Source organism: Rhizobium sophorae, assembly GCF_013087515.1.
GTDB lineage: Bacteria > Pseudomonadota > Alphaproteobacteria > Rhizobiales > Rhizobiaceae > Rhizobium > Rhizobium sophorae.
In genome coordinates, this window is sequence record NZ_JABFCN010000045.1 from 113009 (window position 1) to 138777 (window position 25769).

A 25769-nucleotide genomic window follows, 5' to 3' on the forward strand; every position below is an offset into this window, starting at 1 on the left:
AATGTCCGAAGGACAGATGAGGGGTGAGCGACGTTAGGAGCGAGTGCACTGAGCGGAAGCGAAGGGCAATATTGAGCGGCGTGCATGCAGCCCCCTCTTCCGGCTGCCGCCACCGACCGGGGTCGAGCCACGGGTCTCGACCCGTCCTTCGGACCCCCGCAGGGGAGAAGGGATTACCCCCTCCACCCCTCCAAAAACACCACCTTCTCCACACCCGCAAACCGCGCAACCCGCTCCAACTCCGCTTCCAACCTTTCCAATCGCCCGGCCGAAGGTTTCACGCCCGGTTCCAGCCAGAGCCGCTTGACGTCGAGGGTCGATTTCTTCCGATCCGCCTTCATGTCGATGCGGCCGATCAGCCGGTCGCCTTCGAGGAGCGGGAAGACGTAATAGCCGTATTCGCGCTTCGGCTCGGGCACGAAGACTTCGATGCGGTAGAAGAAGCCGAACAGGCGTTCGGTGCGGTTGCGGTCGCGAATCATCGGGTCGAAAGGGCTGAGCACGCGGATGCGGGGCGGCGCGCCGGGGTAAGTGTCGAGGGTCGAGAGGAAATCGGCAAAAGCCCAGGATGGGCGCGCCTTGCCGCCGAGCGCCGGTTCGATCAGCACTTCGGTCAGCTCGTCGCGATGGGCAGCCACCCAGGCCTTGGCCTCATCGGGCGAGACCAGGTTCCAGAAGGCCGATATCTCGCCATGGGTGGCGAAGCCGAGGCGGGCAAGCGCGCTGCGGCAGGCCCAGTCGACGAATTCCTCGCGGCTCACCTCCGGCTCGCGGAATTCGGCCGGGATGACCCGTTCCGCCAGATCATAGATCTTCTGGAAGTTCGAACGGCCGGCGATCGCAAACTTGCCGGTGTGCCAGAAATATTCGAGCGCCGTCTTGTTCGGATGCCAGTTCCACCAGCCGCCGGAAACGTGTCCATCGGCCTTGATGTCGCGGGCGAGGATCGCGCCATCGCGCTCAACGCGCTCATAGGTCTCTGCGAAAGCCGCCTCGAAGCCCTCGCCGCGCCATTTGCGCCAGCGCTCGACGATCACCTTTTCCTGATGGCGGAACTTATGCTTCCAATAGACGAAAAAGGCGCTCGGCAAGATCGAGGCGTCATGTGTCCAGTGCTCGAACAGCGCGCCATCCTTTTCGAGCAGCGCGGTCAGATGCTCGCGCCTATAGGTCTGGTTGCGGGAAAACAGGATCTGATGATGCGCCCGCTCCACCGTCTGGATGCTGTCCACCTGGACGAAACCCAGTTCATGGATGAGCTGCAGCAGGCCGGCCTTGGTCAAGGCGCGGTTCGGCGGAGCGCTGAGGCCCTGCTTGGCAAGAAAGACACGGCGGGCGTCGGAATTGGAAAGCAGATTCGTCATGGCCACATCATAATCCGGAAAATCTTCCTAGCCACCCGATATCGACCCAAAATCGACAGCGAGATTTACTCTTTCATCACCGGGGATTCCCCGTATAGAAGCGGGATCGCGTGGATGCGAGGGATTGGTTTGGATATTCGTTTCGAAGGCGCCGGGGTCAGTTTCGGGGCACGGGTGGCGCTGCAGCCGCTGACGCTTGGCATCGGTGGAAAACGTATCGGCGTCATCGGGCTGAACGGCTCGGGCAAGACGACTTTCGCGCGTTTGATCAACGGGTTGACCAAACCGTCGGTCGGCCGCGTCACCGTCAACGGCCGCGACACGAGCGACGAGAAGACTGCGGTGGCCGATGTCGGCTTCATCTTCCAGTCGCCGCAGAACCAGATCATCCTGCCGATCGTCAAAGACGACATCGCCTTCGGGCTGAAGCGGCGCGGTTTCACCAAGGCGGAGATCGAGGCAAAGGTCGAGGGCGTGCTGGCCCGCTTCGGCGCTGAGGCGCTGGCCGATCGGCGCGCGCACGAGCTTTCCGGCGGCGAGTTGCAGGTGGCCGCCCTCTGCTCGGTGCTGGCAACGGGGCCTGGCATTCTGATCCTCGATGAGCCGACCAACCAGCTCGATCTCAAGAACCGGGCGCTGGTCGAAGGGATTATCGCCGGGCTGCCGGAAAGCGCCATCATCATCACGCATGATCTGGAGCTGATCGCCGATTTCGAGCGGGTGCTGCTGTTTCATGAAGGGCAGCTTGCCGCCGATGCGCCGGCTGCGGAAGCAATCGCCCGCTACAAGGAGATCGCCGCCTGATGCAGTCGCTCTATGTCGAAGGCAACAGCGTAATGCACCGGCTCTCGCCGCGCCTAAAACTGTTGTCGCTGACGGCCTTCGGCATCCTCCTGTTCATCAGCGATAACCTCTTGCTGCTTTCGAGCGCCGTGCTGCTGACGGCGGTTCTCTATGGCCTGGTCGGCCTGCCGCTTGCCGATGCGCTCAGGCGGTTGCGGCCGATCTTCCTGACGATTGCGGTCGTCGCGCTCTTCAACCTGATCTTCAATCCCTGGCAGGAGGCGCTGGTACCCCTGCTGCGGCTGACGGCGCTGATGCTGCTCGCCGCGACCGTGACGGCGACGACCTCGATCACCGAGTTCATCGACGAGGTAACGTCGCTTGCCCGCCCGCTCGAACGCATAGGCTGGGTGCAGGCCGACGATATCGGCCTGGCGCTTGGGCTGGTGCTGCGTTTCGTACCTGAGATCGTCGGCCGTTATCAGGCGATTCGCGAGGCGCACAGGGCGCGCGGGCTGAAGGTCCGGCCGATAACGCTGCTTGCGCCGCTGATCATCCTGACCCTTAAGGATGCGGATAATATCGCCGCGGCGATTGACGCGCGCGGCATTCGGCGGCATGTGAGTTAACGATTGATAAATACGGAATTCATGATGATGAGCACCCGCGACCTCGTTCTTACCGCCCTCTTTGCCGCGATCATCGTGGCGCTCGGCCTGCTGCCGCCGATCTCGCTCGGCTTCATTCCGGTGCCGATCACCGCCCAATCCCTCGGCGTCATGATGGCCGGCGTCGTGCTCGGCGCCCGGCGCGGCGCGATTGCCGTGCTGATCGTGCTGGTGCTGGTGGCGATCGGCCTGCCGGTGCTTTCCGGCGGCCGCGGCGGGCTTGCGATCTTCGCGTCGCCAACGGCCGGCTTCCTGATCGGCTGGATCTTTGCCGCCTTCGTCACCGGCTACCTCAGCGAACGGCTGGTCAACCATCAGCAATCCGCGCTGGTGCAGACGGTGAGCTTCTTCCTCGCCGCCATGGCCGGCGGCATCGTCGTGCTCTACGCCTTCGGCATCGCCTATCTCGCCACCGTCGCCGGCCTCGGCTTCACAAAAGCCTTTGTCGGCTCTATGGCCTTCATTCCCGGCGATGTGATCAAGGCTTTCGTCGCAGCCCTGCTCGGCCGCGCCGTCATGGTCGGCTATCCCCTGCTGCCGGCGCGCGCCTAGGGCATAGATGGGTCCTGTCTGTTGAATGCCCCAATGGCCCTTTCGGGGGCCGTTGGGCTTAAAGACGTAGAGCCCTCCCAGAAGTCGCTTCCGGTCGACATGAACGGGAACTTCCAAACCTTCTTTTCATTTTTCCGCAATGAACATCCGTGAAGGAGAAACCATGCGAGGCGACCGGCAGGAGGAGATGGCCGCCTGGTTCCGGTCGCTGGAGCCCGTCCAGCCAAAGGACATGGTCGGTCTTTGGAGGGGCGTCGGGATTCCGTCGGGTCATCCACTGGACGGCGTGCTCGAGAATCTCAACTGGTTTGGCAAGCGTTTCCATTCCGACATGCGGGCGGACGCCCTGCTCTTCACGTGGAGACCGGGCCGGCTCGTGGCGCTCGAGCCAAGTTTCTTACCCATTGGGCTGGCGATCAAGATAGCGCCCTTTGGCCGGACATTCGTCGCCCGCAGTTGGTTCTCCTACCTGCAGAAACTGCTTCGCGCGAGAGGCACGACCGCTTCGTTGCGGCTTCAGGCGCTCGACGACATCGAAACGGCGGCGATGATCTACGACAAACAGCCGATCGTGGACTACTTCCGGAGGATTGACGATGACGAGATTGCCGGAATGATGTGCGTGCGGGACGACTCTCGGCGATTCTTCTTCAAGCTGCGGAAAGTGATGGACTGAGGCATGCAGCAAACGGCCGGACGGCCGCCTTCTGGAATATCATGTCACACGACCATCGAACCCTTTGCCTCCCCGATCCTTCCTCAATCCAAGACAGGCGGAACATGCTATGAAAGCAGGGAAGAGGACGAGATGACCGTCATCGATCGCAATCATGTTCAAGTCCGGGGCGATGGCCAGCGTGCGATGGTCTTTTCGCATGGATTCGGGTGCGATCAGAATATGTGGCGCTTCGTGGCGCCGGCCTTCGAAGGCGATTTCAAGACAGTGCTGTTCGATCATGTCGGCGCGGGACGATCCGATCTTACGGCTTATGACGCCCGAAAATATTCTTCATTGGCAGGTTATGCGGACGACCTCGTGGAAATTTGCCGGGCACTCGGCCTGAGGCAAACGGTCTTCGTCGGGCACTCGGTCAGCGCGATGATCGGCGTCATCGCGTCGCTGCAGGCACCGGAACTGTTTGAAAGCCTGGTCCTTGTCGGGCCGTCGCCGCGCTATATCAACGACGGTGATTATATCGGCGGCTTCAGAGCGGCGGATATAGACGACCTGCTGACGTCGCTGGATGACAACCATATGGGGTGGTCTGCCGCCATGGCGCCCGCCATCATGGGCAATCCCGATCGACCGGAACTCAGCGAAGAGCTGACAAATAGCTTCTGCCGCACCGATCCGGACATCGCCAAGGCGTTCGCACGGGTGACATTTACGTCGGACAATCGCAGCGACCTTCCTGAGGTCACCGCCAGAACGCTGATCCTTCAATGCCGCGATGATATCATCGCCTCCGAAGAGGTCGGTGAATTCGTCCATCGGCAGGTCCCAAACAGTCAATTGGTCGTGCTGAACGCGAGTGGCCACTGCCCTAACCTCAGCGCCCCCGACGAGGTCATCTCTGCAATCCGGCGGTTCGTCTGATGAACGGTCCCCACACGCAGGTCGCCATGCCGGCGGAAGACCTGGAGGACCTGTACGAAAACGCGCCATGCGGTTATCTTTCGCTGCAGCCCGACGGGCGCATCGTCAAGGTGAATAGAACGCTGTCGACCTGGATCGGCATCCCTGCCGATCAGCTCCTCGGCAAACGACTTCACGACCTGCTCAACACGTCGGGCCGTATATTCTACGAGACCCATTTTGCGCCTTTGCTGCGCATGCAAGGGTTTTTCAACGAGGTTGCCCTTGATCTTGTCACAGTGGACGGCAGAAAGCTGCCTGTGCTCGCCAATGCCATGGAAAGACGTGCCGAAGACGGCGCCCTGCTTTTCACCCGCGTGACGATGTTCCAGGCTGCCGAGCGTCGCCGTTATGAACGGGAGTTGGTCGACGCGCGCGCAGCCGCGGATGCTGCCGGCGCCACGATCAAAGCCAAACTCGCCTTTGAACAGCAAACCGCCGAGTTGCGGGAGCAGTTCATCGCCATCCTTGGCCATGACCTGCGCAATCCGCTTGCCTCGATTGCCGCTGCGGCGCGTATGTTGCGAAAGGAAGAGCAGAGCGATCGCTCGACTAAAGTTCTCGATTTGATGCAGGGCAGCGTCGTTCGCATGTCTGGCCTGATCGACAACGTCCTCGACTTCGCGCGTGCACGATTGGGTGGCGGCATCGTGCTCGACAGGCGAGCGGAGGAGCTCGAGCCGCTCCTGCGGCAGGTCATCGAAGAACTCCACTATAGTCACCTCGACCGCAGGATTGAGGTGAGCATCGAATTAGTCGGCCCTATAAATTGCGACAGCAGCCGGATTGGCCAGTTGGTGTCCAATCTCTTGGGAAATGCCCTGACCCATGGGACGCCGGACGAACCGGTGCGGCTATCTGCGGCAACCCTCGACGGAAGACTGGAGCTTTGGATCGCCAATGGCGGCGCTCCGATTTCCAGCGATGCGATGACACGGCTTTTTCAACCTTTCTTCAAAGGCGAAGCCGGGACAAGTCCAAGAGGATTGGGGCTCGGTCTGCACATCGCCTCGGAAATCGCCCGCGCCCATGGCGGGACGATCACGGTCAGTTCCGATGACAAGGAGACGCGCTTCACCTTTGTGATGCCCCTGGATTGACCGCGGCGCTCAAGCCGCGCCGGTATGGACCGACGATCCGGTTGACGCGTCTCGGCAGCCGGGCAGCCGGAATCCGGGCAACAAAAAACCGCCTTGAGGCGGTCGGGCATTCTATCGAGTTCAGTTTGATTTAGTCTCCTCCTCCACCATCTCCGCCACCGCCATCACAGCCGCCTGAGGCATCGAACCAGCCTCCACCTCCATCGCCCGAGCCTCCCGAATTGCCCCATCTGCGTTTGGTGTTTGCGGCGGTCTGGGTGGTGGCGCCTCTTTCTGCCCTTGCGATCAGCGCAAAGATCAGTGCGACGCATCCAACGAGCCCGGTTACCACAAGAAATATATTCAATCATTCTCCTTCATTCGTTTCAGGAAATCTAATTTCCTACTAAAATAGTGGATTAATTTCTTGATCCGGGCAATAGTCCGAATATGAAACTTTTATGACATTTTAGGGCACGTAAAGCGCGGGCCGTTGCATCAGCAGCCAAGGACCGCATTCACCGGTTCGTCCTTCGCCTGATGGATGCGAACATGGAGAAGGCCGTTCGATGTTCGTTTCAATGACCCCGGATTATCGCCGGGATGGACCGGGCATTGAGCCGATGGGAACGGCGATGACGATGGCTGCTAGCAGCGCTGCGACGAGCACGCCGACACAGGCCGGCCAGCCCACGTGGTCATAGATCTGGCCGAGTACTAGGCTGCCTGCGAGACCCCCGGTGTAATAGGAGGCGAGGTAGATTCCGCTGGCGCCCGCCTTGTCCGTGACTGCGCGTCGGCCAACCAATCCGGTGGCGATCGCTTGGGCGAGAAATGTCCCTATTGCCACAAGCGCCAGTCCCGCCAACACCAGAGGCAAGCTGACACTCAGAAGTGCCGCGAGGCCGGCAATGGCGAGCCCAAGCGTCGAGATAATCCCGAGTTTTGCCCTTATTCGTACCGCGAGCTTGCCAGCCATCGGCGTGGTCAGCATCGACGGCAGGAATACCAGATAAACGAGGCCGAGCGTCATCGGCGACAGGCCGAGAGCCACGAGTTGGAAATTCACATAGGTGAAGGTTCCGATGAAGGCGAAAAGGATGAGGAAGCCGATCGCGAAGACACGGCGCAGCTCACCATCGGCGAAATGATAGGTCCAGCGGCGCATGTTGAATGATCCGTCTTCGCTGGTCTGCATCATGGCCGAGGTCTTTTTGAGGGTGAGCCGCACAAGCAGCGCGCCGGCGATGTTGAGGGCCGCGAAGGTGAGGAAGTTGATTTCAAGCCCACCGAACCCGGCCACTACTGCGGAGAGGATGCGACCGAAGAAGTTGCTCGCGACGTTGCCGGTCACATAGGCCGCCAACGCGCCTGTCGCCTGGGTTGGCGAGAAGTGTTCCGACAGATAGGCAATGGTCAGTGTGAAGGCTGCCGACATGCAGAGGCCCTGGACGATACGGAGAGCGGCAAAGACTTTCAGATCGTGGGTAAAGGCGAGAGCTGTCGTGGGAAGGGAAAGCAGCGCAAGGCTGATCCAGATGCCGCTGCGGTGATCGATCCTGCGACCGAAGTAGGCAATGCCAAGGCCGGCGACGGCCATGCCGAAAGTGCTTGCATTGACGGCAAAGCCCATGGCGGCGCGACTGACCTGGAATTTCTCGACAAGTGCGGGCAGGATTGCCTGGGCCGCGAAGAGATCGACCAGCGTCAGGAAGGCGATCAGCGCGATGACGGCAAAGCGCCAACGATCGGTGTCGGCTCCGAGATTTGCGCGCGGCGGATTGAGGACGTGCTCGATGCCGGTCATAGCGATCGCTCCAACAGTTGGATGAGGTGGTGCGGCATCTCCGATCTGGCGGGACCGGAGACGCCTTTCAGCGAGCCTGGGAGCAGCTCACATGGATTCGTGCTTTTGCGCTTCCGAGGTCAGGATGTCGGCGGAATAGAGGACAGCCGGCTCGCTGCCATTGTTCTTCCACCAATGCGACAGCATGCCGAATTCGGCAGTCACGTCGCCGGCCTTGTGCTCGATCGGCACTTTGCAAGTGCTGCGGTATTCGGTGATCGCACCCGAAACGATCAGGATATTGGCCGGGCGAGCCTCATGCGAATGCCACGGCACGACGCCACCGGGCTGCACGACGAGCTTGCGCATGCGTAGGGCACTGTTCTTCCAGGCATCGCCCTTGGAGGCGAGATCGATCGAAGAAATGACCTCGTCGGTCACGTTCTTCGGCATCATTTCGCCGGGCTGCATGCCGTTTTCGGCGACCTGATCAACCGGGCATTCGCCGGCATGGGCATAGCCGGTCGGGATGGCGGTGAAGGATGCGAGAGTGAGGACGGTGGCGAGTGTCACGCGCTTGGCATTGAGGTCGAATTTCATCAGAGTTCTCCTTGTTGAGCCCGGATGAAGCGTTCGCGCCGGGCATGACAAGGAGCATGGAGAGCTCGATGGCGAATGAGAAATGCCACCTTATTCTCAATTCCATAGCCTGAAGCTATCGTGAAACGCAGGACGTGCGGACGCCCCCACATCGCCAGGACACGGAGCACAAATCATTGCATTCGTTATGCTTTCAATGCGAGCGGCTTGGCAGCGTGGCCCAACCGTAAGATTTGACCGCGCTGACGAAAGTCGAGACGGCGGGGGAGAAGCGGCGGCCAGTTACGGTGACAAGGCAGACTTCGCGGGTCACCTCCGGTTCGGCGACGGGCCGGACTTGCAGGCCAGGCACGACCGCGCTGTATTCCGGAATGAAACAGATACCGAGCCCTCCGGCGACAAGATTCTGAATCCAATCCTCCCGTTCGCTCGAATAGGAGACGATAGTGCTCACGCCTTGGGCGTCGCAGAGATCTGTCAGGTAGTCCCAGTACTCGCAATTGACACGGCGAAGATAGATCTCGCCATCAATCGCGGCGATCGGAATGGCATCGTATTGACTGAGCCGGTGCCCCGACGGAAAGGCCAGCATGAACCGTTCCCGAAACAGCGGCGTCACATCGAAGCGTTCCGGAAAATTGTCGGCGCTCGACATGATCGCGATATCGAGATCGCCCTGTTCCAGCAAGCCCGACAACTTGGCCGGAATGCCCTCGACGAGTTGGAGCTGGATGCCCTTGTGGCGCATGTTGAAGTCGGTGAGCAGGCCAGTAAAGCGCCGCGGTCCGATCGTGCACATGATGCCGACCTTGAGGTGCGCATCGTTGAGGCAGAGAAATTTCGACGCCTCGGTTTTGACGCCTAAAAGCTCGTCCTGCACTTGCTGGAAACGCGGACGCAATAGGTTGCCGAGATCGGTGATGTGGGTGAGGTTCCGTTCGCGACGGAAAAGCAGCCCGCCCACCTCGTCCTCGAGCTGCTGAATGGCGCGGCTCAGCGCGGGCTGGGTGACATTGCAGTTCTGCGCCGCGCGCGTGAAGTTGCGTGTTTCGCAAACGGCCAGAAAATACCGGATGTGATGAATATCCATATCCGCTCCCCAATAACCAAAATGTATGCCAGTGCATCTATTCTGGTCCCGAGCGCTATCTTCCGCCAATGCCACTGAATTATCAATTCCATTAGCGAGCGGCATTTCTCTTATGACTGCAGCCGCGCCATTTTGAACGGGAAGCTACACGTCGTGGCGCCTAAAATGGAGAATGCGATGCTCAATCTGCTTGCTACAGAAACCGAATCCCTGGCTGGCCGGAAGATGCTCGAGGGTCGTACGGCGATCGTGACGGGCTCGACCAGCGGCATCGGCCTTGGCATTGCCCATGCGCTGGCAAGGTCGGGCGCCTCGATCATGCTCAATGGTTTCGGCGATCCGGCCGAGATAGAAACGTTGCGAGCCGAGATGGCCGAAGGCAACGATGTCGATGTCGCCTATGACAGCGCCGATATGTCGAAGCGCGACGCTATCCTGATGATGGTGGAGCGCGCACAGGCCCGGTTCGGCCAGGTCGATATCATCGTCAACAATGCCGGCATCCAGCATGTCTCTCCCATAGGCGAATTTCCACCCGAGAAGTGGGATGCGATTATGGCGATCAACTTGTCGGCCGCCTTTCATCTTGTCCAGGCCACTTTCGACGGCATGTGCGAGCGCGGTTATGGCCGCATCATCAATGTCGCCTCAGCTCACGGCCTTGTCGCCTCGCCCTTCAAGTCGGCTTATGTCGCAGCAAAGCACGGCATGGTGGGGTTCACCAAGTCGATTGCACTTGAGGGTGCCGAGTTCGGCGTGACGTCGAATGCAATCTGCCCGGGCTATGTCTGGACACCGCTTGTCGAGCAGCAGATCGACGCGCAGGCGAAGTCGCATAACATCGCACGCGACGCAGTGATCCGCGACGTTTTTCTCAAGAACCAGCCGACCAAGCGTTTCGCAACCGTCGAGGAAATGGGCGCGCTCAGCGTCTTTCTCTGCTGCGACCTGGCAAGTTCCATCACCGGCACGGCCATTCCGGTCGATGGCGGGTGGACGGCGCATTGAACATGTCAACCAGTGCAAATCAGGGAGTGACGAGCATGAACAAGCACGCAGACGTGAAGAAAATGAGCGCCGACGGTGCAGGTGTCGCCTCCCCTAAGCGAGGGCCGCGGACGCTCAATCTGGCGCTCCAGGGCGGAGGCGCGCATGGCGCCTTCACCTGGGGTGTGCTCGACCGGCTGCTCGACGAGCCGAACCTGTCCTTCGAAGGCATTGTCGCAACCAGCGCCGGCGCGATGAATGCCGCGGTGCTGGCCTATGGCCTGGCCGAAGGCGGGCGGAGTGGGGCGCAGACCGCACTCGCCAATTTCTGGCGGCGCGTCAGCCATGCATCGGCATCCGGGCCTCTGCAGCCGACGATCTTCGACAGGGTGACCGGATCTCGGGCGCTGGAATTCTCGCCGGCCTTCATGATCTTCGACATGGTGACGCGGCTGATGTCGCCCTACCAATTCAACCCATTCAATTTCAATCCGCTCCGGCAGATCTTGGAGCAATCGGTCGACATGGATGCTATCCGGATGGCGCGCTGCCCGGTGAAGCTCAGCATCTGCGCCACCAATGTCCGGACCGGCAAGGTCAAGGTGTTCGGCAATGACGAGCTCTCGATCGATGCCATCATGGCTTCGGCCTGTCTGCCTTTCCTGTTTCAGGCTGTCGAAATCGACGGCGAGTCCTACTGGGATGGCGGCTATATGGGCAATCCGGCGATCTTTCCGCTGATCTATGGCTGCGACACGCCGGATGTGCTGGTCGTCCATATCAATCCGATCGAGCGTGCCGAGGTGCCACACACCGCCTCCGAGATACTCAATCGCATCAACGAGATCAGTTTCAATTCGTCGCTGCTGCGGGAAATGCGGGCGGTGGCTTTCGTCACCGATTTGATTGATGCATCCCCGGAAAGTACCGGCAATCTCAAGCGCATCTTCGTGCACGGCATCTCCGATGACGAGACGATGAAGAGCCTTTCCGTGTCGAGCAAGCTCAATGCCGATTGGGGGGCGTTGGTCGATCTGCGCGACCGCGGCCGGGAATGCGCCGACATGTGGCTGCTGGCCAACTACCAGGACATCGGCAGGCGCTCGACAGTCGACATTCGCGAACGATATCTCTGATTTTCCAAGGAGTTCCTTCCGCGTCGCCGGTTCGGTCCGCTCGGTCCCTCGCTGCATGCCACTTCCTCCCCCCCCGGTCGCCCCGGGGGTATTTTTTGGCTTCTCGGCAGCCGCCGCCGCGCATAGCGCCAGTCTATGAAAACCATGCCGCAACAGCATTTCAAACATCACCGGCAATGCGGGAAAGTAATTCAGTCAAGCCGGAAACCGGTTTGATCCAAACTCAACCAGGAGACATTTCCATGAACTCGACCCGCATCCTCATCGGCTCCGCTCTTGCGGCCATCACCTCCATGGCTGCCTCCAGCGCCTTTGCCGGCCCTGCTGCACAGCCTGAATTCTCGTTCGAGAAATGCTACGGCGTCGTCAAGGCCGGCCTTAACGATTGCCAGACGGCCACCCACTCCTGCGCCGGCACCTCGACGGCCGACAACCAGGGTGATGCCTGGGTCTATGTGCCGGCCGGCACCTGCGCCAAGATTTCCGGCGGCGCGATCGAACCAAAGGCCTGAGGCCTCCCGAGCTTCATTCAACCCATATGAAGGAGTGACCAATGTCCAAGATATTTCCCAATCTTCCAGTGCCGGATGCCGCGGGCATTGGTCTGCGCTCCCCGCATATTTCCGATATGATCTCCCGCCGGCCTTCGGCGGGATGGCTGGAGGTCCATGCTGAAAACTACATGGGCGATTCCGCCGCTGTCGATGCTTTGGAAAATTTGCGCGAGACCTATCCGCTGTCGGTGCATGGCGTCGGTCTCTCGCTGGGCAGCGCTTCGGGCCTTGATCGGGACCATCTGGAACGGTTGCGGAGCGTGTGCATCCGGTTTCAGCCAGCATTGGTCTCGGAACATCTGGCCTGGAGCGTTGCCGACGGCGCCTATCTCAACGATCTCCTGCCGCTCCGCTACGACGAAGATGCGCTCGATATCGTTGCGGCCAATGTCGACCAGTTGCAGGACAGGCTGCAGCGCCGCGTCTTCATCGAGAACCTGTCGGCCTATATCGCGTTTGCTAACTCCACCATGACCGAGGCGCAATTCCTCGCCGAGCTCGTCAAGCGTACCGGTTGCGGCCTCCTGCTCGACGTCAACAATGTCTATGTCTCGGCCTGCAATCTCGATTTCGACGCCAGGGCCTTCATCGACGACCTGCCCGCCGATGCCATCGGCGAAATCCATCTCGCCGGCCATGCAGTCAACGAGGTCGAGGGCGACATCGTGCTGATCGACGATCACGGCTCCCGCGTGCCGCCGGCCGTCTGGTCGCTCTATGCGCATGTGCTGCGCAAGATCGGCCCACGCCCGACGCTGATTGAATGGGACACCGAGGTTCCGGCGCTCGATGTGCTGCTCGGCGAAGCAATGTGGGCCGATATGATGGCCGCCTCGATCGGTTTCGAGAAGCGTGGTGCGCCGCAGATCGCCCAGCAGCGGGACCGCGAGTTCCGCGGTATCGAGCTGCCCTCCACGAGCAATCTCACACGCGGCGCCATGCCTGCGATCTCGGCCTTGACGACGATCACCCCATCGGTTTTCGCAAGCAACTCCGTCACTCGGAGGGCGCGTCATGCTGTCTGAACTCGAACTGCAGCGCGCCGTCGCGGATGCTATTCTTAACCGTCGAGGGCCGGATCTCGCCCCCTCGTTCGATAAAGGCGGCCGCTTCGATCCGATGCGCCGCTTCAACATCTACCGCAACAACACATTCGCATCGCTGAGTGCCACGCTCGTGTCCGTCTTTCCTGTCGCCGTCAGCCTGATTGGAGAGCGTTATTTCCGCCATATTGCGGCAAGCTTCATTCGTGTGAGCCCGCCGTCCGAAGCGCGGCTGGTATGCTATGGCAGCGACTTCGCCGATTTCCTCGGCCGACTCGAAGACCTCAAGCCTATGCCCTTCATCGCCGATACGGCGCGGCTTGAATGGCTGATCGCCGAGGCGCTCGATGCGCCGGCGCTGCCGCCTGCGAATATGGCGGAACTCTCCCGGGGTGGCAAAGACACCATACCCGACCTGATCCTCCAACGGTCTTTGCGACTGCTCTTTTGCCGCTGGCCGGCGCTCGACATCTGGTCGGCACACCAGGCAAGCGGCGATCTGGATCAGCTTAGCGACATCAGAAGGCAACCGCAGCGGATCGCGCTGTGGCGGAACCAAGACAGCGTTCGCTTTCTCCGCCTCAACGGCGCCCATTACGCCTTTCTGCAGGCGCTGAAGAGCGGCCGTGGACTTGAACATGCCGTCAAAAAAGCCGCCGCGCGCGATCAGAATTTCGACCTCGTCGCCTCGCTCGGCGGTCTGTTTGCCGACGGACTTGTCACGCGCGTCCGTCACCAACCTGCAAATATCAACTGACAAGGAATGGATCGATGACCATGATGACCCCGACATCCGTGCCCGAACGAGGCGGCTTCGCCAGCCTTTATTCGCAGGCACTCCGGCTGGCCTCATCCGTGCCGCTTTCGGCGGTGCAGCTCGTCTCGCGGCTCACTGTTGCGAACGTGTTCTGGCAATCGTCGCAGAGCAAGCTCGCCTCCTGGCCCGTCACGCTCCAGCTCTTCGCGTTCGAATACCGTCTGCCGGTGCTCGATCCCGGTGTCGCAGCCCTGCTCGCCACGGCCGCCGAACTGTCGGGTGCAATCCTGATCTTCTTCGGCCTCTTCTCGCGTCTCGCAGCGCTTATGCTGCTTGGGGTCGTGGCGACGATCCAGATCTTCGTCTATCCCGCGCATTGGGGCGAACATCTGACCTGGGCGGCTCCGCTGCTGCTGATTTTCGCGCGAGGCGCGGGCGCCATCTCGCTCGACCATCTCGCCGGCCGCTTTTTCTCGCGGGAGCGCTGATCCATGCGGATCGAAGCCGAGGGCGCGATGACGGGCGGTGCGCCTAACATGATCCGCCCAATGCCCGGGAATGGCAGCCCGCGCGTGGTCATTCTCGGTGCCGGCTTCGGCGGTCTTGCCGCAGCCATGACGCTCAAGAATATCCAGGTCGATATCACCGTCGTCGACCGTCGCAATTATCACCTCTTCCAGCCGCTGCTCTACCAGGTGGCGACTGCAGGCCTATCCCCCGCGCAAGTCGCGATGCCGATCCGCCGCATCCTGTCGCGCCAGAAGAATGTGACGGTATTGATGCAAAGGGTCGAGCGGATCGAGACAGCCATGCAGCTTGTTCACACCGTAGAGCGCGCCATCCCCTACGACTATCTTGTAGTCGCCACCGGCGCCCGTCATGCCTATTTCGGACACGAGGAGTGGGCCGAAAGCGCGCCGGGCCTCAAGACGATAGGCGATGCGACTGAGATCCGGGCCCGGATTCTCTCCGCTTTCGAACGCGCCGAAGTCACCGAGGATGATCAGCGGCGCGCGGCGTTACTGACCTTCGTTGTGGTCGGCGGCGGCCCGACAGGCGTCGAAATGGCCGGCGCGATTGCCGAACTTGCCCACAAGGTCGTGGTTCGCGACTTCCGTCACATCAATGCCGCTTCGGCGCGTGTCGTACTGGTCGAAGCCGGCAACCGTATCCTGCCCACCATGCCGGCCTGCCTGTCGGCAAAGGCGCAGCGCCAGCTCGAAAGCCTGGGCGTCGAAGTGTTGCCCACCGCTGCCGTCACCCATTGCGATGGCGAAGGCGTCATGCTCGCCGACGGCCGCCACATCCGTTCGGCATGCGTGCTTTGGGCCGCAGGTGTCACGGCATCCAAAGCGGCCAAATGGCTCGGCGCAGGGGCGGACCGCGCCGGCCGCACGGTGGTCGACGAACGGCTGAATGTCCCCAGCCACAACAACATCTTCGTCATCGGCGATACCGCCGCGGCGAAGAGCGAGGATGGCCGCCCCGTGCCAGGCACAGCGCCGGCCGCCAAGCAGATGGGCGAGCATGCCGCGCATGCCATCCAGGCGCTCATCGCGGGCAATCCGGTCGAGCCGTTCCGCTATCGGCATTTCGGCAATCTCGCCACGATCGGCCGCAAGGCGGCGGTCGCCGATTTCGGGCGGATCAGGTTGTCGGGGTTTTCGGCCTGGCTGGTCTGGAACCTCGCCCATCTCTGGTTCCTCGTCGGTTTCCGCAATCGCCTCGTGGTTTTCATGGATTGGGGCCTGGCCTATCTTCGCTACGAGCGGAGCGCCCGCCTCATCACCGACCGCCATGAGCGCTGATTTTCTTCCACGCGTGAAGATGGGCCGCGCAGTCACTATGCTGCTGCTGCTCGCCGTCATCTCGACGGCGGTCCTCGTACATCTGATCTGGCAACGCACCGCGAGTGCCAATGTCGATAATGTCGTGGCGGCCCTCGATGCGCAGAGCACTGGGGCTGTCCGCAACGAACTCGCCTCGCAACTCGCACTCGTATCGAGCACCGCGGAAATAATCCGCTCCATCTTCTTCCAGGGCGCCATCAAGCCCGATGACGAGGTCAAGCGCGAGTTCCTATTTCTCTCGCTGCTGCGCGAGCAGCCGGCGATCGCCTGGATTGGGTTCAGTTTCACCGATGGGCGCTTCTTCGGCTCACATGCCGCCCCCGATGGCCGGATCGAGATGATCGAAATCGGCAAAGCCGCGCCCGGCGAACCTCGCACGCTGCGCCGTGACCGATACAAGCCGATCCCCGGCGACATATTCTTCGAAGAGCGCGTCAAGACCGAGAGCGCTTATGTGACGGAGGGCTCGTCCTGGTATCGCAAGGGCAAGGAGAGCAGGGATCCGGCCTGGACCGTCGTGGACATATTGCCAAGCGGTTTCGAGCCGTCGATCGTTCTTTCAAAACAGGTCGAAGCCTTCGGGCGGCTCGAAGGTGTCGTCATGGTAGCGGTCAGCCTGCGACAACTGTCGCTGACGTTGCAGGGTCTCAACATTCCCCCGGAGAGCAAAGTCTATGTGCTCGCGAAGGACGATGTGGTCCTCGCTACATCCGAACCGTCGGACGGGGTCATGGCCGCCCATCTCGCGGATTTTCCAAAGACCGACGTGCTTTCTGCCGCCGTCGCAGCCGCGCGCCGAACCAATCCTCAAAGCGTCTTCCGCACGCTGCAGGAGAGTGCCGCTCTCGGGCCGGTCTTTATTTCATCCAGCGCGCTGCCGTTTGAAGACTGGCGGCTGCTGACGGCCATTCCGCGCTCCACCTTTGCCGGCGATATCGATGAGAACACCAAGCGCGTGTTGTTCATCGTCGCTGGCATCGCGCTCCTCGCCGCTGTCACCGCGATTGTCTTCGCCCGCATGCTTTTCGCCCGGCCGCTTGCCCGCCTTGCCCAACAGCTGCATGCGGTCGAACGTTTCGAACTCGATGCCGTCAGCCACACGCCCACCTTGCTGGTTGAACTCAATGACTTCTCCGTCGCGCTGAAACGGATGTCTTCGGGGCTATCGGCCTTCGCCCGCTTCATGCCGCTCGATGTCGTCAGGCCGCTTGTCAACGGCGGCATCGAGCCGAGGCCTGGCGGCAAGCTCACCGACATCACGGTTCTCTTCGCCGACTTGCCAGGCTTTACGGAGATGACCGAGGAACTCGGCGCCGGTATCGAACCGCATCTCACCCGCTTCCTCACGCTTTCCATCGCCGCGATCCATGCCGAGGGCGGCACGGTCGACAAATTCATCGGCGACGCTGTGATGGCGATCTGGAATGCCCCGAACGACGAGCCCGAGCACGCGTCGCGTGCCTGCCGTGCGGCGGCCGCGATCCGCGACGCGATGCATGCCATCCCGCCGCTCGCGCCCCAGCACGACGCAGTGCGGGTCAGGATCGGCATCAACAGCGGGACGGCACTCGTCGGCAATATCGGCTCGGCCGAACGCCTGAGCTACACGGCGATTGGCGATGTCGTAAACCTCGCAAGCCGCCTGGTCGGCGTCGCCAAAGACAAAGGCGTTGAAATCGTGTTGAGTGGCGAGACGTGGGAACGGGCAGACGGGCGGCTCGATGCCCGCTCGCTCGGAGAGACGGTGGTGCGCGGCAAATCGCAACCGGTGCCGATCTTTACCCTGGACCGGAAATCGCCCCCCATTTGAGGGAGGAAGGATCATGGAAAGTGCATCTTCCCTTATTGGCCTACTCGCCTGGCTGCAGGTCAAGCATTTCGCCGCCGACTATCTCTTGCAGCCGATCTGGATTCTGCAGGGCAAGGGCGACATCCGCCATCCGGGCGGCTATATCCATGCAGCGATCCACGTCGCAGGCAGCCTTCCGGGATTGTTTTTCTTCGGGTTGGATGGCGTGACGCTCGCGATCTTGGCGCTAGCCGAATTTCTAATTCACTTCACCATTGATCATTTAAAGGCGGTTCACTCACGCCGCCATCCGGCTGCCGTGACAACCCGTCCTTACTGGGCCGCGCACGGAGCCGATCAGTTGTTGCATCATTTGACCTACACTGGGATTTTGGCTGCTGCGATGTGACACAGAGTTTTGATCGATCCTCCAGATGTCTGCTGTCAGTGCGATCTGCACGAGGATGACTACCCTCTCTTACCGCCGTTAGGCTCGAACCCTGCGCTGCCTTGGTTGCAGCGCAGGGTCGCTGGTCTCGAGCTGCCTCCCTTCAAGCCGCCGCTCTTTGCGGAAAGAGGACAGCTTGCGGAGCGGCTTGGGTCCCGCCGACGATCAGGGGTTCCCGGTAGAGGAGAGGCGATGGAATTCCCAGCCTCGAATGCAGCTTTGCGGCCGAGCTTGGCAGGAATGGCAGGAGGCAGCGGGCAACGACCGCAAGGCCGTAGACCTGCTCGGCCAGGCAAGCGCCGAGACGCGCGGCGGTCGCCTTCCGATCTTCGAGCGTGAGATCGGCAAGCAGGGCTTTTGCATCCGCCCACGGCGCGCGTTGTGTAAACCGCCTGTTCGCCTCGCCGATAAACGCGAAAATATCGGCAAGGCCGACATGGAGCTCGTAGGCATCGAAGGCTTTAGCCACCTTCCCCGGAAGGCGGGCAGCCTCGTCCACGAACGCGCTGTCCGGCACGGGCGGAACGATGCCGTCGAATGACGTGGACAGAAGCGCAAGCACCCGGTTGGCGAGATTCCCGAGCTGCCCCGCGAGTTCGCCCGACCACGCGGCGTCGAGACGTTCGGCGGAGAAGTCGCCATCATCTCCCGAGCGTATATGCCGGAGCAGGTAATATCGCAGCGCGTCCGGCGTTTCGTAAGATTGGATGATGCGTTCCGAATCGATGCCGTTGCCGGCCGACTTGCCGATCTTCCTGCCGTCCACCGTGACGTAGCCGTGCACGAGGATCGACGATGGCGGCGGCAGCCCTGCGGACAAGAGGATGGCCGGCCAGTAGATGGCGTGAAACTTGGAGATGCCCTTGCCGACGACGTGGATGCGCTGGCCGCCGTTCCAATAGTGCTGCAGCAGGGTTGGATCGGAGCCGTGCCCGAGACCTGTGAGATAGTTCGCCAGGGCATCGAACCAGACATAGACGACCTCATCTCCATCGGGGACGGGAACGCCCCAGCCTCGCGCCCGCTCCGAACTGCGCGACACGCTGATGTCGCTCAGGCCACGCCGCAGCAGGGCAAGAACCTCGTTGCGCCGATGGGCTGGAACGATCCGAAGCTCGCCGGTCTCGACGAGCGCAAGCAGCCGGTCGCCGTATCGCGAGAGACGGAAGAACCAGTTCTCCTCGCGGATGGTCTCAAGGGCAAGCCCATGTTCCGGGCAGCGCCCATCATCGAGTTCCGACGGCTCGTAGAATTGCTCGCAGCCGACGCAGTAGAGACCCTCATATGCCTTGCGATAGAGGTCGCCATTTCCAGCGCATGCCTTCCACAAGGCGTGGACGCAGGCGATATGCCTTTGATCGCGGGACGTGCGGACGAATTCCTCGTTGGAGATATCGAGCAGCCCGCCAAGGCGCTCGAACCTGTCGGCGTTCGCGTTCACGAAGTCCTTGACCGGCACCCCGGCGGCTTCCGCCGAACGCACATTCTTCAGGCTGTTGTCGTCGGTTCCGCACTGGAACCTGATGTCGTGGCCGAGAAGCCGGAAATGGCGGGCATAAGCGTCGGCCTGGACGAGTTCGAGGGCGAAGCCCACATGCGGCGCGGCGTTCACATAGGGGATCGAGGTGGTGATGTAGATCTTGTTCATCGGTGTTTCCTTTCGAAGGCTGTTATTGCCCGCGAGACGGATCGACCCATGAAAAGACCGCCTCGAGGGCGGTCTCTGGTGCATTATGGACGCACGAAACCCGCCACGCTATGAGCGCGGCATCATCATCACGAAAGTGCTGATCACGGTGTTGTCCATGCGATTTTCCTAGCATCAAGAGCCGTTTCGAACAAGCGCGCTCGTTGCCAGCCCGTCACACCAGCCCGGGCACGACGAACACCAACCAGGCGACGATCGGGCCGATGATCGCGATCAGGGCGCTGTAGATCAGCAACTGTCGCAGCACCTGCTCACGGCTGTCATCCGGTGCATTGGCGACGACAAGCGCGCCATTGGTGGAGAATGGGCTAGTATCGACGATCGTCGTCGAGATCGCGATCGCCGCGACCACACCGATGGCGCTGACGTGTCCTTGCAGGAGGAACGGAACGGCGAGCGGGATGATCGCGCCGAGCAGCGCGGTCGAGGAGGCAAAGGCCGAGACGATGGCGCCGGTGAAGCAAAGCAGGAGCGCCACCAGCAGCGGCATGCCGAGACTGGATATGCCGTTCGCCACGTAATCGACCGTCCCGGCCTTCTCCATGACGCCGACATAGGTGATGATGCCGGCAATCAGCAGCACGGTCGACCAGCTGACCTTGTCTATAGCCGCCTTCTGGGTCTTCGGTGACAGCAGCGCCAGGGCGACAGCCACGGTCATGGCGACGAGGCCGACATTGAACTTGAAAACCAGGGCGCCGATGCCGAGCGCCGTCAGGCCGATCAGGGTGGTAATTCTCTCACTGTTCAGGCGCAACGTCGTCGCTGTATCGGCCGCCGTACCATAGGCATGCTTTCTGATCGGTTTTGCCGGCGTGCCGCCGTGACCTCTAATCGACTCCGATACGCCCTCGGGATGGAGTTCGGGCAAGGGGCCAAGCGATGCGGCGTCCTGCTTCATCACTTTTGCGCCGCCGAAAATGAAGAAGACCAGCACCGCGATCGCCAGGTTGAAGAAGAAACTGGAGAGAAACAGGGAGGTCGGAGCGAAAGGCAGACCGGCCTTCGCAACGATCTGGTTCGTGATTCCGCCATAGACGCTGATCGGCGAAAAGCCACCTGCCTGCGCGCCGTGGATGACCATCAGGCCCATCATGACAGGGTGAATGCGGTATTGCACGGCAAAGCTCAACGCGACGGGTGCGAGAATGGCGACCGCAGCAGGCCCAAGAGCACCGAAACCGGTAATGATGGCGGCGACCAGGAACATCACCCAGGGAATCAAGCCGATCCGCCCGCGCACCAGGCGGACGGCACATTCGACGAGCCAGTCGATCGTGCCGTTGATCTGCGCTATGGCGAAGAGATAGGTGACGGCGACGAGCGTCAGGAACAGATCACTCGGAAAGCCGGCAAAAATATCGCTGGTTTTCATCCCGATGATCATCGAGCCGAGCACGAAGGCGCCGGCAAAGGCGAGCGCACCCATGTTGATTGGCTGGATCGTCGCAATGATGAACATGGCGACCAGCAGGCCTATGGCCAGTAATTCAATACCCATGATTCCCCTCCCTCCGACGCCTCCAGCGCCGTAGCTGTTGTGTTCAAGATTGATGCGGGATGTCGACGCACCCTCCTCCCAGAGGGCGCGGTCCTCTTACGTCCTTGTGTAAAGATCGGCGTATTGCTGCCGCAGGATATTTTTCTGAACCTTGCCCATCGTGTTGCGCGGCAGGTCCTCGGCAAAGATAATGCGCTTGGGTTGTTTGTAGCGGGCGAGACGTTGCTGGAGGGCGCTGACGATGGTCTTCTCATCGAGGACAGCGCCGGGTTTGCGCACGACGACAGCCGTTACGCCTTCTCCGAAATCGGGATGCGGCACGCCGATCACAGCGCTCTCAACCACACCCTCGATCTGGTCGATCTCGCCTTCGACCTCTTTCGGATAGATGTTGTATCCGCCGGAAATCACCAGGTCCTTGCCGCGGCCGACGATGTGGACATAGCCGTCCCGGTCAATCTTGCCGAGATCGCCGCTGATGAAGAATCCATCTGCCGTGAACTCGGCCGCCGTCTTTTCCGGCATGCGCCAATAGCCCTTGAAGACGTTCGGCCCTTTGATCTCGATCATGCCCGTTTCTTCAGGCGGCAGCTCGAGCCCGGTGGCGGGATCGGTGACACGCACCGTCACATCAGGCAGCGGGAAGCCGACCGTTCCGGCAATCCGTTTCCCCTCATAGGGGTTGGACGTGTTCATATTGGTTTCCGTCATGCCGTAGCGCTCGAGAATGGCGTGACCGGTACGGGCGTGGAACTCGGTATGTGTTTCTGCCAGCAGCGGCGCCGAACCGGAAATGAACAGGCGGATGTTGGCGACCGCCGCTCTGTCGAGGCGCGGGCTTTGCAGCAGGCGCACGTAGAAAGTCGGCACGCCCATCAGCATGGTTGCCTGCGGCATCAGCGAAACGACCTCGTCGGCGTCGAATTTCGACAGCAGGAACATCGAGGCGCCGGCGAGCAGCGTGACATTCGTGGCGACGAACAGCCCATGGGTGTGGAAGATCGGCAGGGCGTGGATCAGCCGATCACCTGATGTGACGCGCCAATAATCCCGCAAGGTCAGGGCGTTCGAGAGCAGGTTCCCATGGGTGAGCATCGCCCCCTTGGAGCGTCCCGTCGTTCCCGAGGTGTAGAGGATCGCAGCCAGATCATCGGCGGAACGCGAGGCATCGACAAAGTCGGCCGGCTCATCGCGGGCGAGATCCAGCAACGAGCCGCTACCGTCGGCATCGAGCGTTTCGACGATCGCACCGTGGGGCTTGGCGATCGTCTCAACGCCTTCCCGGGCGGCCGGCGCAACAATCACCAAACGCGGCTCCGCATCGCCGATAAAGTAATCGAGCTCGGCCAGCGTATAGGCGGTGTTGAGCGGCAGGTAGACGGCGCCGGTTCGAAGGCAGGCGAGATAGAGGATCAATGCCTCGGCGCTTTTCTCGACTTGCACCGCCACCCGGTCGCCGGGGCGAATGCCGAGCGCGTCCATCGCGCTGGCAATGCGGCCGGAAAGAGCGAAAGCGTCGTCATAGGTCCATATGCGGGTGTCATCGATCCGGATGAACGGTGCGTCACCGGGCGCAGCCGCCCGCATGGCGTCGAAAAGATGGTTGCTCACTTTCGCCCTCCTCCAAGCGTTGAGTTCACTATTTGTTGGAATGGCCGGGAGCCTTGCTGGCCATTGCCGCCGCGGCGGCTTTCGTCGTTCTGGCCGAGCAGGTTTTTGACGGCAGGCGAGGCAATCACTTCGCCGCGCTGCGCTAAGGCCTCGTGGTTGGCCACGATATCGTCGAGCTTGTAGAGGTAGTTGACCATCAGGCCGTGGGCCTGCTGCATCGCCTTGGCCGAGCGGTCGCCGAGAAAATTCAGTCTTTCCAGTCGAGCGCCGTTGCCGAGATGGAAGCGGGCGACAGGATCGACCGGGCGGCCCTCCGGTGTCCGTTCGGTCAGGAAATAGCGCGCCGCAAGAGGCAGCAATACGCGCTCCACTTCCGTCGCCGTCTTCTCGTCGTCGGGCCAGTTCGGATCGTCCAGCGCCATCAGTGTTTCGCGGGCCGCTTCCGGCAGCAACCGATCGGCGGTCGAGGCACGCGCCTTGGCAAGCCAACGGGTAAAGCCCGGCACGGGCGACAGCGTGACGAAATTCTTCAGGCCAGGCAGGTCTCTGCGCAGGTCTTCCACGACCTGCTTGATCAGGAAGTTGCCGAACGAGATGCCGCGCAGGCCATCCTGGCAGTTGGAGATCGAATAGAAGACGGCCGTCGTCGCCTCGTCGGCGTTGATCTGCTCCCTGCCCTCGACCAGCACATCGCCGATCGCGCTCGGCACGGATCGTGTCAGCGCCACCTCGACGAACACCAGCGGCTCGTCAACCAGCCGGGGGTGGAAGAAGGCAAAGCATCGGCGGTCGGCCGGCGCCAAACGACGGCGCAACTCCTCCCAGCCGGCGATCTCGTGCACGGCTTCGTATTTGATGATCTTTTCAAGGATGTAAGCCGGCGTCGTCCAGTCGATGGGGCGCAGCGTCAGGAAGCCGCGGTTGAACCAGGAGCCGAACAGATGGGTGAAGTCGGCGTCGAGCGCGTGATAACCTTCGGATTGGTCTTTGGAAGCAAGCAGTTGCTCACGCATCCGGACAAGCTTGGCGGTGCCGTTCGGCGCGTGATTCAATCGGCGCAGAAGCTCCTGTCGCCGCGGCTCGGCTGCCTGGTGGAGCGCGATGACCGCGGCAGAGCTTTTATCGGTGCGGTAGTTTTCGATCGCCTGGTCGAGCTTGGTCGTGTCAGGGCCGAACTTTTCATGCAGCATATGGAGGAATGCCTGCGCGCCCTCGCTGTCGAGCGCGCCCCATCGATCCAGTATCTCGGCCGCAAGCGCCATGCCCGAGGCTTCGCCCCGGCTCGATAGCAGCATTTCACAGAGTGTCTGGAGATCGGCCTTGGCTGCGACCTGCGTGGCGCGCGAGCCGGAAAACAGAAGCTGGCGTCCACGATCCGTGATGCTCTGCAGCATGTCGGTGAAGAAGGAAGCCTCAGACATGCCATCTCTCCTCTCTTCTGCCGCCCGGCTTCGGGGCGGACCGTTTTTACGGCTGCTTCCCATCGTCGGGTTTCATCGGTAGTATGTAGAATGCCACTCTTCGTACACGAGGTCAATGATCGTGTATACAAGAATTGCGTTTGTGTATGATGGAAGTGAGACAGATGTCCGAGAATGTCGGCCGATGGCTTCGGGATGAGATTGAAAATTCAATTCTTTCCAACGAGTTCTCCCCCGGTGAGCGGCTCGACGAAACGGTGCTTGCGACGCGTTTCGGGGTCTCCCGCACACCGGTGCGCGAGGCGCTGATGCAGCTCGATGCGATCGGCCTCATCGAAATCCGACCGCGCAGAGGCGCCATCGTCATCGATCCGGGGCCGCACCGCGTCTATGAGATGTTCGAGGTGATGGCCGAGCTGGAGGGCCTGGCCGGGTCGCTCGCCGCCCGACGACTGGACAAGGCTTCCCGGGAAGCGATCACCGCTACCCACAGCCGCTGCGAGCAATCGGCCGCCGCCGGTGACAGCGATGCCTATTATTACGACAATGAGGAATTCCATAAGGCCATCTACGCAGCCGGCCGCAGCGAATTCTTGGAGGAGCAATGTCTGCAATTGCACCGCCGCCTGCGGCCCTATCGCCGCCTCCAGCTGCGCGTACGCAACCGCCTGTCGACCTCCTTCTCAGAACATTGCGCCATCGTCGACGCGATCTTTGCCGGAGACGGCGACGAAGCCCGCCGCCTGCTGCGGGCGCATGTTGGCATTCAGGGAGAGAGGTTCAGCGATCTGGTCGCCAGCATGGCGGCCAGATGAGGCGACAGCGTGACATAAGCAGGATCGCGTTGGTTTGCTGTCCGTGACGGAGATTAAAGCCGCTGCACGATCTCTTAGCTTTGCGCGGATCTCTAGCTCATCCAGTCGCTTTCAGAGATCAGAGCTGGGGCAACTCCAGAATCGGCTTACTTGCTTTCGACTTTCTCGAGGAAGGCTGGAAACGTCCGAGAAACCTCGTTTCCGTCCGGAAAGCGTTCGGTCACAACCGTAAATCTGATCCAGCCCTTCCATCCTATAAGACCGGTGCGCTTCGGCGCGATCACCACTACCACGATGTCTTCATTCGGAACGACATGAACGGCACGAACTCCTGGACCAGGCTCTGAGTGCAGCACTGCGAGTACCTTTCCGCCCCCCGGCTTGGCACCCGCATAGACGGGAGAACCGTCACCTAGCGGTGCGATTGCGCTTATAAAGCGCGTGCTGACGTAACCCTCGCCGTTGAAGAAAAGAGGACCTTGATAGGGACGGGGAGCCTCATCATCACTCCAAGCGGTGCTGACGGACACAAGCAACAGGCCAGTAGCGAGCATTGAAAGTCGCTTCACCGAACGGCTCCTCTCCCAGACC

At 61.3% G+C, this 25769-nt stretch carries 26 protein-coding genes; 16 read left to right on the forward strand and 10 right to left on the reverse strand.

Annotation, left to right across the window (positions count from 1 at the left end; all coding sequences use genetic code 11):
* Positions 1 to 173: 173 nt before the first annotated feature.
* On the reverse strand, positions 174 to 1364 hold the full coding sequence (locus G9X64_RS23395; RefSeq protein ID WP_168311000.1) for a winged helix-turn-helix domain-containing protein: 1191 nt from the start codon (positions 1362 to 1364) through the stop codon (positions 174 to 176).
* A gap of 129 nt (positions 1365 to 1493) precedes the next feature.
* Between G9X64_RS23395 and G9X64_RS23400 the strand changes: the two genes are divergently transcribed.
* The 6 genes from G9X64_RS23400 to G9X64_RS23425 all read left to right on the forward strand — a co-directional run bounded on the left by G9X64_RS23400 (position 1494) and on the right by G9X64_RS23425 (position 6103).
* On the forward strand, positions 1494 to 2168 hold the full coding sequence (locus tag G9X64_RS23400; protein WP_168311001.1) for an energy-coupling factor ABC transporter ATP-binding protein: 675 nt from the start codon (positions 1494 to 1496) through the stop codon (positions 2166 to 2168).
* Entirely contained in the window at positions 2168 to 2776 is a 609-nt protein-coding gene (locus tag G9X64_RS23405; protein ID WP_168311002.1) for an energy-coupling factor transporter transmembrane component T family protein, read from the forward strand. Before G9X64_RS23400 ends, G9X64_RS23405 begins: the two co-directional genes overlap by 1 nt.
* A gap of 27 nt (positions 2777 to 2803) precedes the next feature.
* Positions 2804 to 3367 carry a biotin transporter BioY gene (locus G9X64_RS23410; protein ID WP_168311058.1) on the forward strand — a complete coding sequence of 188 codons (564 nt, stop codon included), beginning with the start codon at positions 2804 to 2806 and terminating at the stop codon, positions 3365 to 3367.
* Between the two features lie 139 nt (positions 3368 to 3506).
* On the forward strand, positions 3507 to 4043 hold the full coding sequence (locus tag G9X64_RS23415) for a GXWXG domain-containing protein (protein ID WP_168311003.1): 537 nt from the start codon (positions 3507 to 3509) through the stop codon (positions 4041 to 4043).
* A gap of 132 nt (positions 4044 to 4175) precedes the next feature.
* On the forward strand, positions 4176 to 4964 hold the full coding sequence (locus G9X64_RS23420) for an alpha/beta fold hydrolase (RefSeq protein ID WP_168311004.1): 789 nt from the start codon (positions 4176 to 4178) through the stop codon (positions 4962 to 4964).
* Positions 4964 to 6103, forward strand: coding sequence for a PAS domain-containing sensor histidine kinase (locus G9X64_RS23425; RefSeq protein WP_168311005.1), 1140 nt, complete (start codon positions 4964 to 4966; stop codon positions 6101 to 6103). The genes G9X64_RS23420 and G9X64_RS23425 overlap by 1 nt, the downstream gene beginning before the upstream one ends.
* Before the next feature lie 130 nt (positions 6104 to 6233).
* On the opposite strand, the gene G9X64_RS23430 is transcribed toward G9X64_RS23425, so the two are convergent.
* The 4 genes from G9X64_RS23430 to G9X64_RS23445 all read right to left on the reverse strand — a co-directional run bounded on the left by G9X64_RS23430 (position 6234) and on the right by G9X64_RS23445 (position 9558).
* Positions 6234 to 6449, reverse strand: a complete 216-nt coding sequence (locus G9X64_RS23430; RefSeq protein ID WP_168310947.1) for a hypothetical protein — start codon at positions 6447 to 6449, stop codon at positions 6234 to 6236.
* Positions 6450 to 6674: 225 nt separating this feature from the next.
* Complete coding sequence (locus G9X64_RS23435; RefSeq protein WP_168311006.1) at positions 6675 to 7889, reverse strand: MFS transporter; 1215 nt, start codon at positions 7887 to 7889, stop codon at positions 6675 to 6677.
* Positions 7890 to 7976: 87 nt separating this feature from the next.
* Positions 7977 to 8468: a cupin domain-containing protein gene (locus G9X64_RS23440; RefSeq protein WP_171377450.1), complete on the reverse strand. Its 492-nt coding sequence runs from the start codon at positions 8466 to 8468 to the stop codon at positions 7977 to 7979.
* Between the two features lie 193 nt (positions 8469 to 8661).
* Complete coding sequence (locus G9X64_RS23445) at positions 8662 to 9558, reverse strand: LysR family transcriptional regulator (protein ID WP_168311008.1); 897 nt, start codon at positions 9556 to 9558, stop codon at positions 8662 to 8664.
* A gap of 177 nt (positions 9559 to 9735) precedes the next feature.
* On the opposite strand from G9X64_RS23445, the gene G9X64_RS23450 reads away from it, so the two are divergent.
* From G9X64_RS23450 to G9X64_RS23490, 9 genes are all read left to right on the forward strand, one after another.
* On the forward strand, positions 9736 to 10566 hold the full coding sequence (locus G9X64_RS23450) for a 3-hydroxybutyrate dehydrogenase (RefSeq protein WP_168311009.1): 831 nt from the start codon (positions 9736 to 9738) through the stop codon (positions 10564 to 10566).
* A gap of 35 nt (positions 10567 to 10601) precedes the next feature.
* Entirely contained in the window at positions 10602 to 11681 is a 1080-nt protein-coding gene (locus G9X64_RS23455) for a patatin-like phospholipase family protein (RefSeq protein WP_168311010.1), read from the forward strand.
* A 242-nt stretch (positions 11682 to 11923) separates the two neighbouring features.
* Positions 11924 to 12193 carry a BufA1 family periplasmic bufferin-type metallophore gene (locus G9X64_RS23460; RefSeq protein ID WP_003545955.1) on the forward strand — a complete coding sequence of 90 codons (270 nt, stop codon included), beginning with the start codon at positions 11924 to 11926 and terminating at the stop codon, positions 12191 to 12193.
* A 41-nt stretch (positions 12194 to 12234) separates the two neighbouring features.
* Positions 12235 to 13260: an MNIO family bufferin maturase gene (bufB, locus tag G9X64_RS23465; protein ID WP_168311011.1), complete on the forward strand. Its 1026-nt coding sequence runs from the start codon at positions 12235 to 12237 to the stop codon at positions 13258 to 13260.
* Positions 13250 to 14035 (forward strand): HvfC/BufC family peptide modification chaperone, encoded by a 786-nt coding sequence (locus tag G9X64_RS23470; protein ID WP_168311012.1) that lies wholly within the window; start codon positions 13250 to 13252, stop codon positions 14033 to 14035. The genes bufB and G9X64_RS23470 overlap by 11 nt, the downstream gene beginning before the upstream one ends.
* 14 nt (positions 14036 to 14049) lie before the next feature.
* A complete protein-coding gene (locus tag G9X64_RS23475) occupies positions 14050 to 14523 on the forward strand; it encodes a DoxX family protein (protein ID WP_168311013.1) in 474 nt (157 codons plus the stop codon).
* Between the two features lie 3 nt (positions 14524 to 14526).
* Positions 14527 to 15843, forward strand: coding sequence for an NAD(P)/FAD-dependent oxidoreductase (locus tag G9X64_RS23480; protein WP_168311014.1), 1317 nt, complete (start codon positions 14527 to 14529; stop codon positions 15841 to 15843).
* The gene (locus G9X64_RS23485) at positions 15833 to 17695 is read left to right on the forward strand and encodes an adenylate/guanylate cyclase domain-containing protein (RefSeq protein WP_168311015.1); all 1863 of its coding nucleotides are present in this window, start codon (positions 15833 to 15835) and stop codon (positions 17693 to 17695) included. The genes G9X64_RS23480 and G9X64_RS23485 overlap by 11 nt, the downstream gene beginning before the upstream one ends.
* Before the next feature lie 13 nt (positions 17696 to 17708).
* The gene (locus tag G9X64_RS23490; protein WP_168311016.1) at positions 17709 to 18083 is read left to right on the forward strand and encodes a DUF3307 domain-containing protein; all 375 of its coding nucleotides are present in this window, start codon (positions 17709 to 17711) and stop codon (positions 18081 to 18083) included.
* A 142-nt stretch (positions 18084 to 18225) separates the two neighbouring features.
* On the opposite strand, the gene G9X64_RS23495 is transcribed toward G9X64_RS23490, so the two are convergent.
* The 4 genes from G9X64_RS23495 to G9X64_RS23510 all read right to left on the reverse strand — a co-directional run bounded on the left by G9X64_RS23495 (position 18226) and on the right by G9X64_RS23510 (position 24363).
* The gene (locus tag G9X64_RS23495) at positions 18226 to 19770 is read right to left on the reverse strand and encodes a methionine--tRNA ligase (protein ID WP_168311017.1); all 1545 of its coding nucleotides are present in this window, start codon (positions 19768 to 19770) and stop codon (positions 18226 to 18228) included.
* A gap of 214 nt (positions 19771 to 19984) precedes the next feature.
* Positions 19985 to 21331: an SLC13 family permease gene (locus G9X64_RS23500; protein WP_171377451.1), complete on the reverse strand. Its 1347-nt coding sequence runs from the start codon at positions 21329 to 21331 to the stop codon at positions 19985 to 19987.
* A gap of 96 nt (positions 21332 to 21427) precedes the next feature.
* Positions 21428 to 22942: a malonate--CoA ligase gene (locus G9X64_RS23505; protein WP_168311019.1), complete on the reverse strand. Its 1515-nt coding sequence runs from the start codon at positions 22940 to 22942 to the stop codon at positions 21428 to 21430.
* On the reverse strand, positions 22939 to 24363 hold the full coding sequence (locus G9X64_RS23510) for a malonyl-CoA decarboxylase (protein ID WP_168311020.1): 1425 nt from the start codon (positions 24361 to 24363) through the stop codon (positions 22939 to 22941). The genes G9X64_RS23505 and G9X64_RS23510 overlap by 4 nt, the downstream gene beginning before the upstream one ends.
* A 164-nt stretch (positions 24364 to 24527) precedes the next feature.
* Between G9X64_RS23510 and G9X64_RS23515 the strand changes: the two genes are divergently transcribed.
* Positions 24528 to 25178 carry a GntR family transcriptional regulator gene (locus G9X64_RS23515; protein WP_168311021.1) on the forward strand — a complete coding sequence of 217 codons (651 nt, stop codon included), beginning with the start codon at positions 24528 to 24530 and terminating at the stop codon, positions 25176 to 25178.
* 146 nt (positions 25179 to 25324) lie between these two features.
* Here the strand turns inward: G9X64_RS23515 and G9X64_RS23520 are convergent, their stop codons facing one another.
* Positions 25325 to 25747 (reverse strand): hypothetical protein, encoded by a 423-nt coding sequence (locus tag G9X64_RS23520; RefSeq protein ID WP_168311022.1) that lies wholly within the window; start codon positions 25745 to 25747, stop codon positions 25325 to 25327.
* Positions 25748 to 25769: the final 22 nt, after the last annotated feature.

What these genes read in the sequence shown, in the direction of transcription:
- G9X64_RS23485 (WP_168311015.1), top strand. Translation starts at nt 15,833, where the DNA reads ATGAGCGCTGATTTTCTTCCACGCGTGAAGATGGGCCGCGCAGTCACT.
- G9X64_RS23480 (WP_168311014.1), top strand. Translation starts at nt 14,527, where the DNA reads ATGCGGATCGAAGCCGAGGGCGCGATGACGGGCGGTGCGCCTAACATG.
- G9X64_RS23455 (WP_168311010.1), top strand. Translation starts at nt 10,602, where the DNA reads ATGAACAAGCACGCAGACGTGAAGAAAATGAGCGCCGACGGTGCAGGT.
- G9X64_RS23450 (WP_168311009.1), top strand. Translation starts at nt 9,736, where the DNA reads ATGCTCAATCTGCTTGCTACAGAAACCGAATCCCTGGCTGGCCGGAAG.
- G9X64_RS23460 (WP_003545955.1), top strand. Translation starts at nt 11,924, where the DNA reads ATGAACTCGACCCGCATCCTCATCGGCTCCGCTCTTGCGGCCATCACC.
- G9X64_RS23510 (WP_168311020.1), bottom strand. Translation starts at nt 24,363, where the DNA reads ATGTCTGAGGCTTCCTTCTTCACCGACATGCTGCAGAGCATCACGGAT.
- bufB (WP_168311011.1), top strand. Translation starts at nt 12,235, where the DNA reads ATGTCCAAGATATTTCCCAATCTTCCAGTGCCGGATGCCGCGGGCATT.
- G9X64_RS23425 (WP_168311005.1), top strand. Translation starts at nt 4,964, where the DNA reads ATGAACGGTCCCCACACGCAGGTCGCCATGCCGGCGGAAGACCTGGAG.
- G9X64_RS23415 (WP_168311003.1), top strand. Translation starts at nt 3,507, where the DNA reads ATGAACATCCGTGAAGGAGAAACCATGCGAGGCGACCGGCAGGAGGAG.
- G9X64_RS23435 (WP_168311006.1), bottom strand. Translation starts at nt 7,889, where the DNA reads ATGACCGGCATCGAGCACGTCCTCAATCCGCCGCGCGCAAATCTCGGA.
- G9X64_RS23470 (WP_168311012.1), top strand. Translation starts at nt 13,250, where the DNA reads ATGCTGTCTGAACTCGAACTGCAGCGCGCCGTCGCGGATGCTATTCTT.
- G9X64_RS23475 (WP_168311013.1), top strand. Translation starts at nt 14,050, where the DNA reads ATGACCATGATGACCCCGACATCCGTGCCCGAACGAGGCGGCTTCGCC.
- G9X64_RS23440 (WP_171377450.1), bottom strand. Translation starts at nt 8,468, where the DNA reads ATGAAATTCGACCTCAATGCCAAGCGCGTGACACTCGCCACCGTCCTC.
- G9X64_RS23395 (WP_168311000.1), bottom strand. Translation starts at nt 1,364, where the DNA reads ATGACGAATCTGCTTTCCAATTCCGACGCCCGCCGTGTCTTTCTTGCC.
- G9X64_RS23500 (WP_171377451.1), bottom strand. Translation starts at nt 21,331, where the DNA reads ATGGGTATTGAATTACTGGCCATAGGCCTGCTGGTCGCCATGTTCATC.
- G9X64_RS23410 (WP_168311058.1), top strand. Translation starts at nt 2,804, where the DNA reads ATGAGCACCCGCGACCTCGTTCTTACCGCCCTCTTTGCCGCGATCATC.
- G9X64_RS23495 (WP_168311017.1), bottom strand. Translation starts at nt 19,770, where the DNA reads ATGAACAAGATCTACATCACCACCTCGATCCCCTATGTGAACGCCGCG.
- G9X64_RS23515 (WP_168311021.1), top strand. Translation starts at nt 24,528, where the DNA reads ATGTCCGAGAATGTCGGCCGATGGCTTCGGGATGAGATTGAAAATTCA.
- G9X64_RS23490 (WP_168311016.1), top strand. Translation starts at nt 17,709, where the DNA reads ATGGAAAGTGCATCTTCCCTTATTGGCCTACTCGCCTGGCTGCAGGTC.
- G9X64_RS23445 (WP_168311008.1), bottom strand. Translation starts at nt 9,558, where the DNA reads ATGGATATTCATCACATCCGGTATTTTCTGGCCGTTTGCGAAACACGC.
- G9X64_RS23420 (WP_168311004.1), top strand. Translation starts at nt 4,176, where the DNA reads ATGACCGTCATCGATCGCAATCATGTTCAAGTCCGGGGCGATGGCCAG.
- G9X64_RS23405 (WP_168311002.1), top strand. Translation starts at nt 2,168, where the DNA reads ATGCAGTCGCTCTATGTCGAAGGCAACAGCGTAATGCACCGGCTCTCG.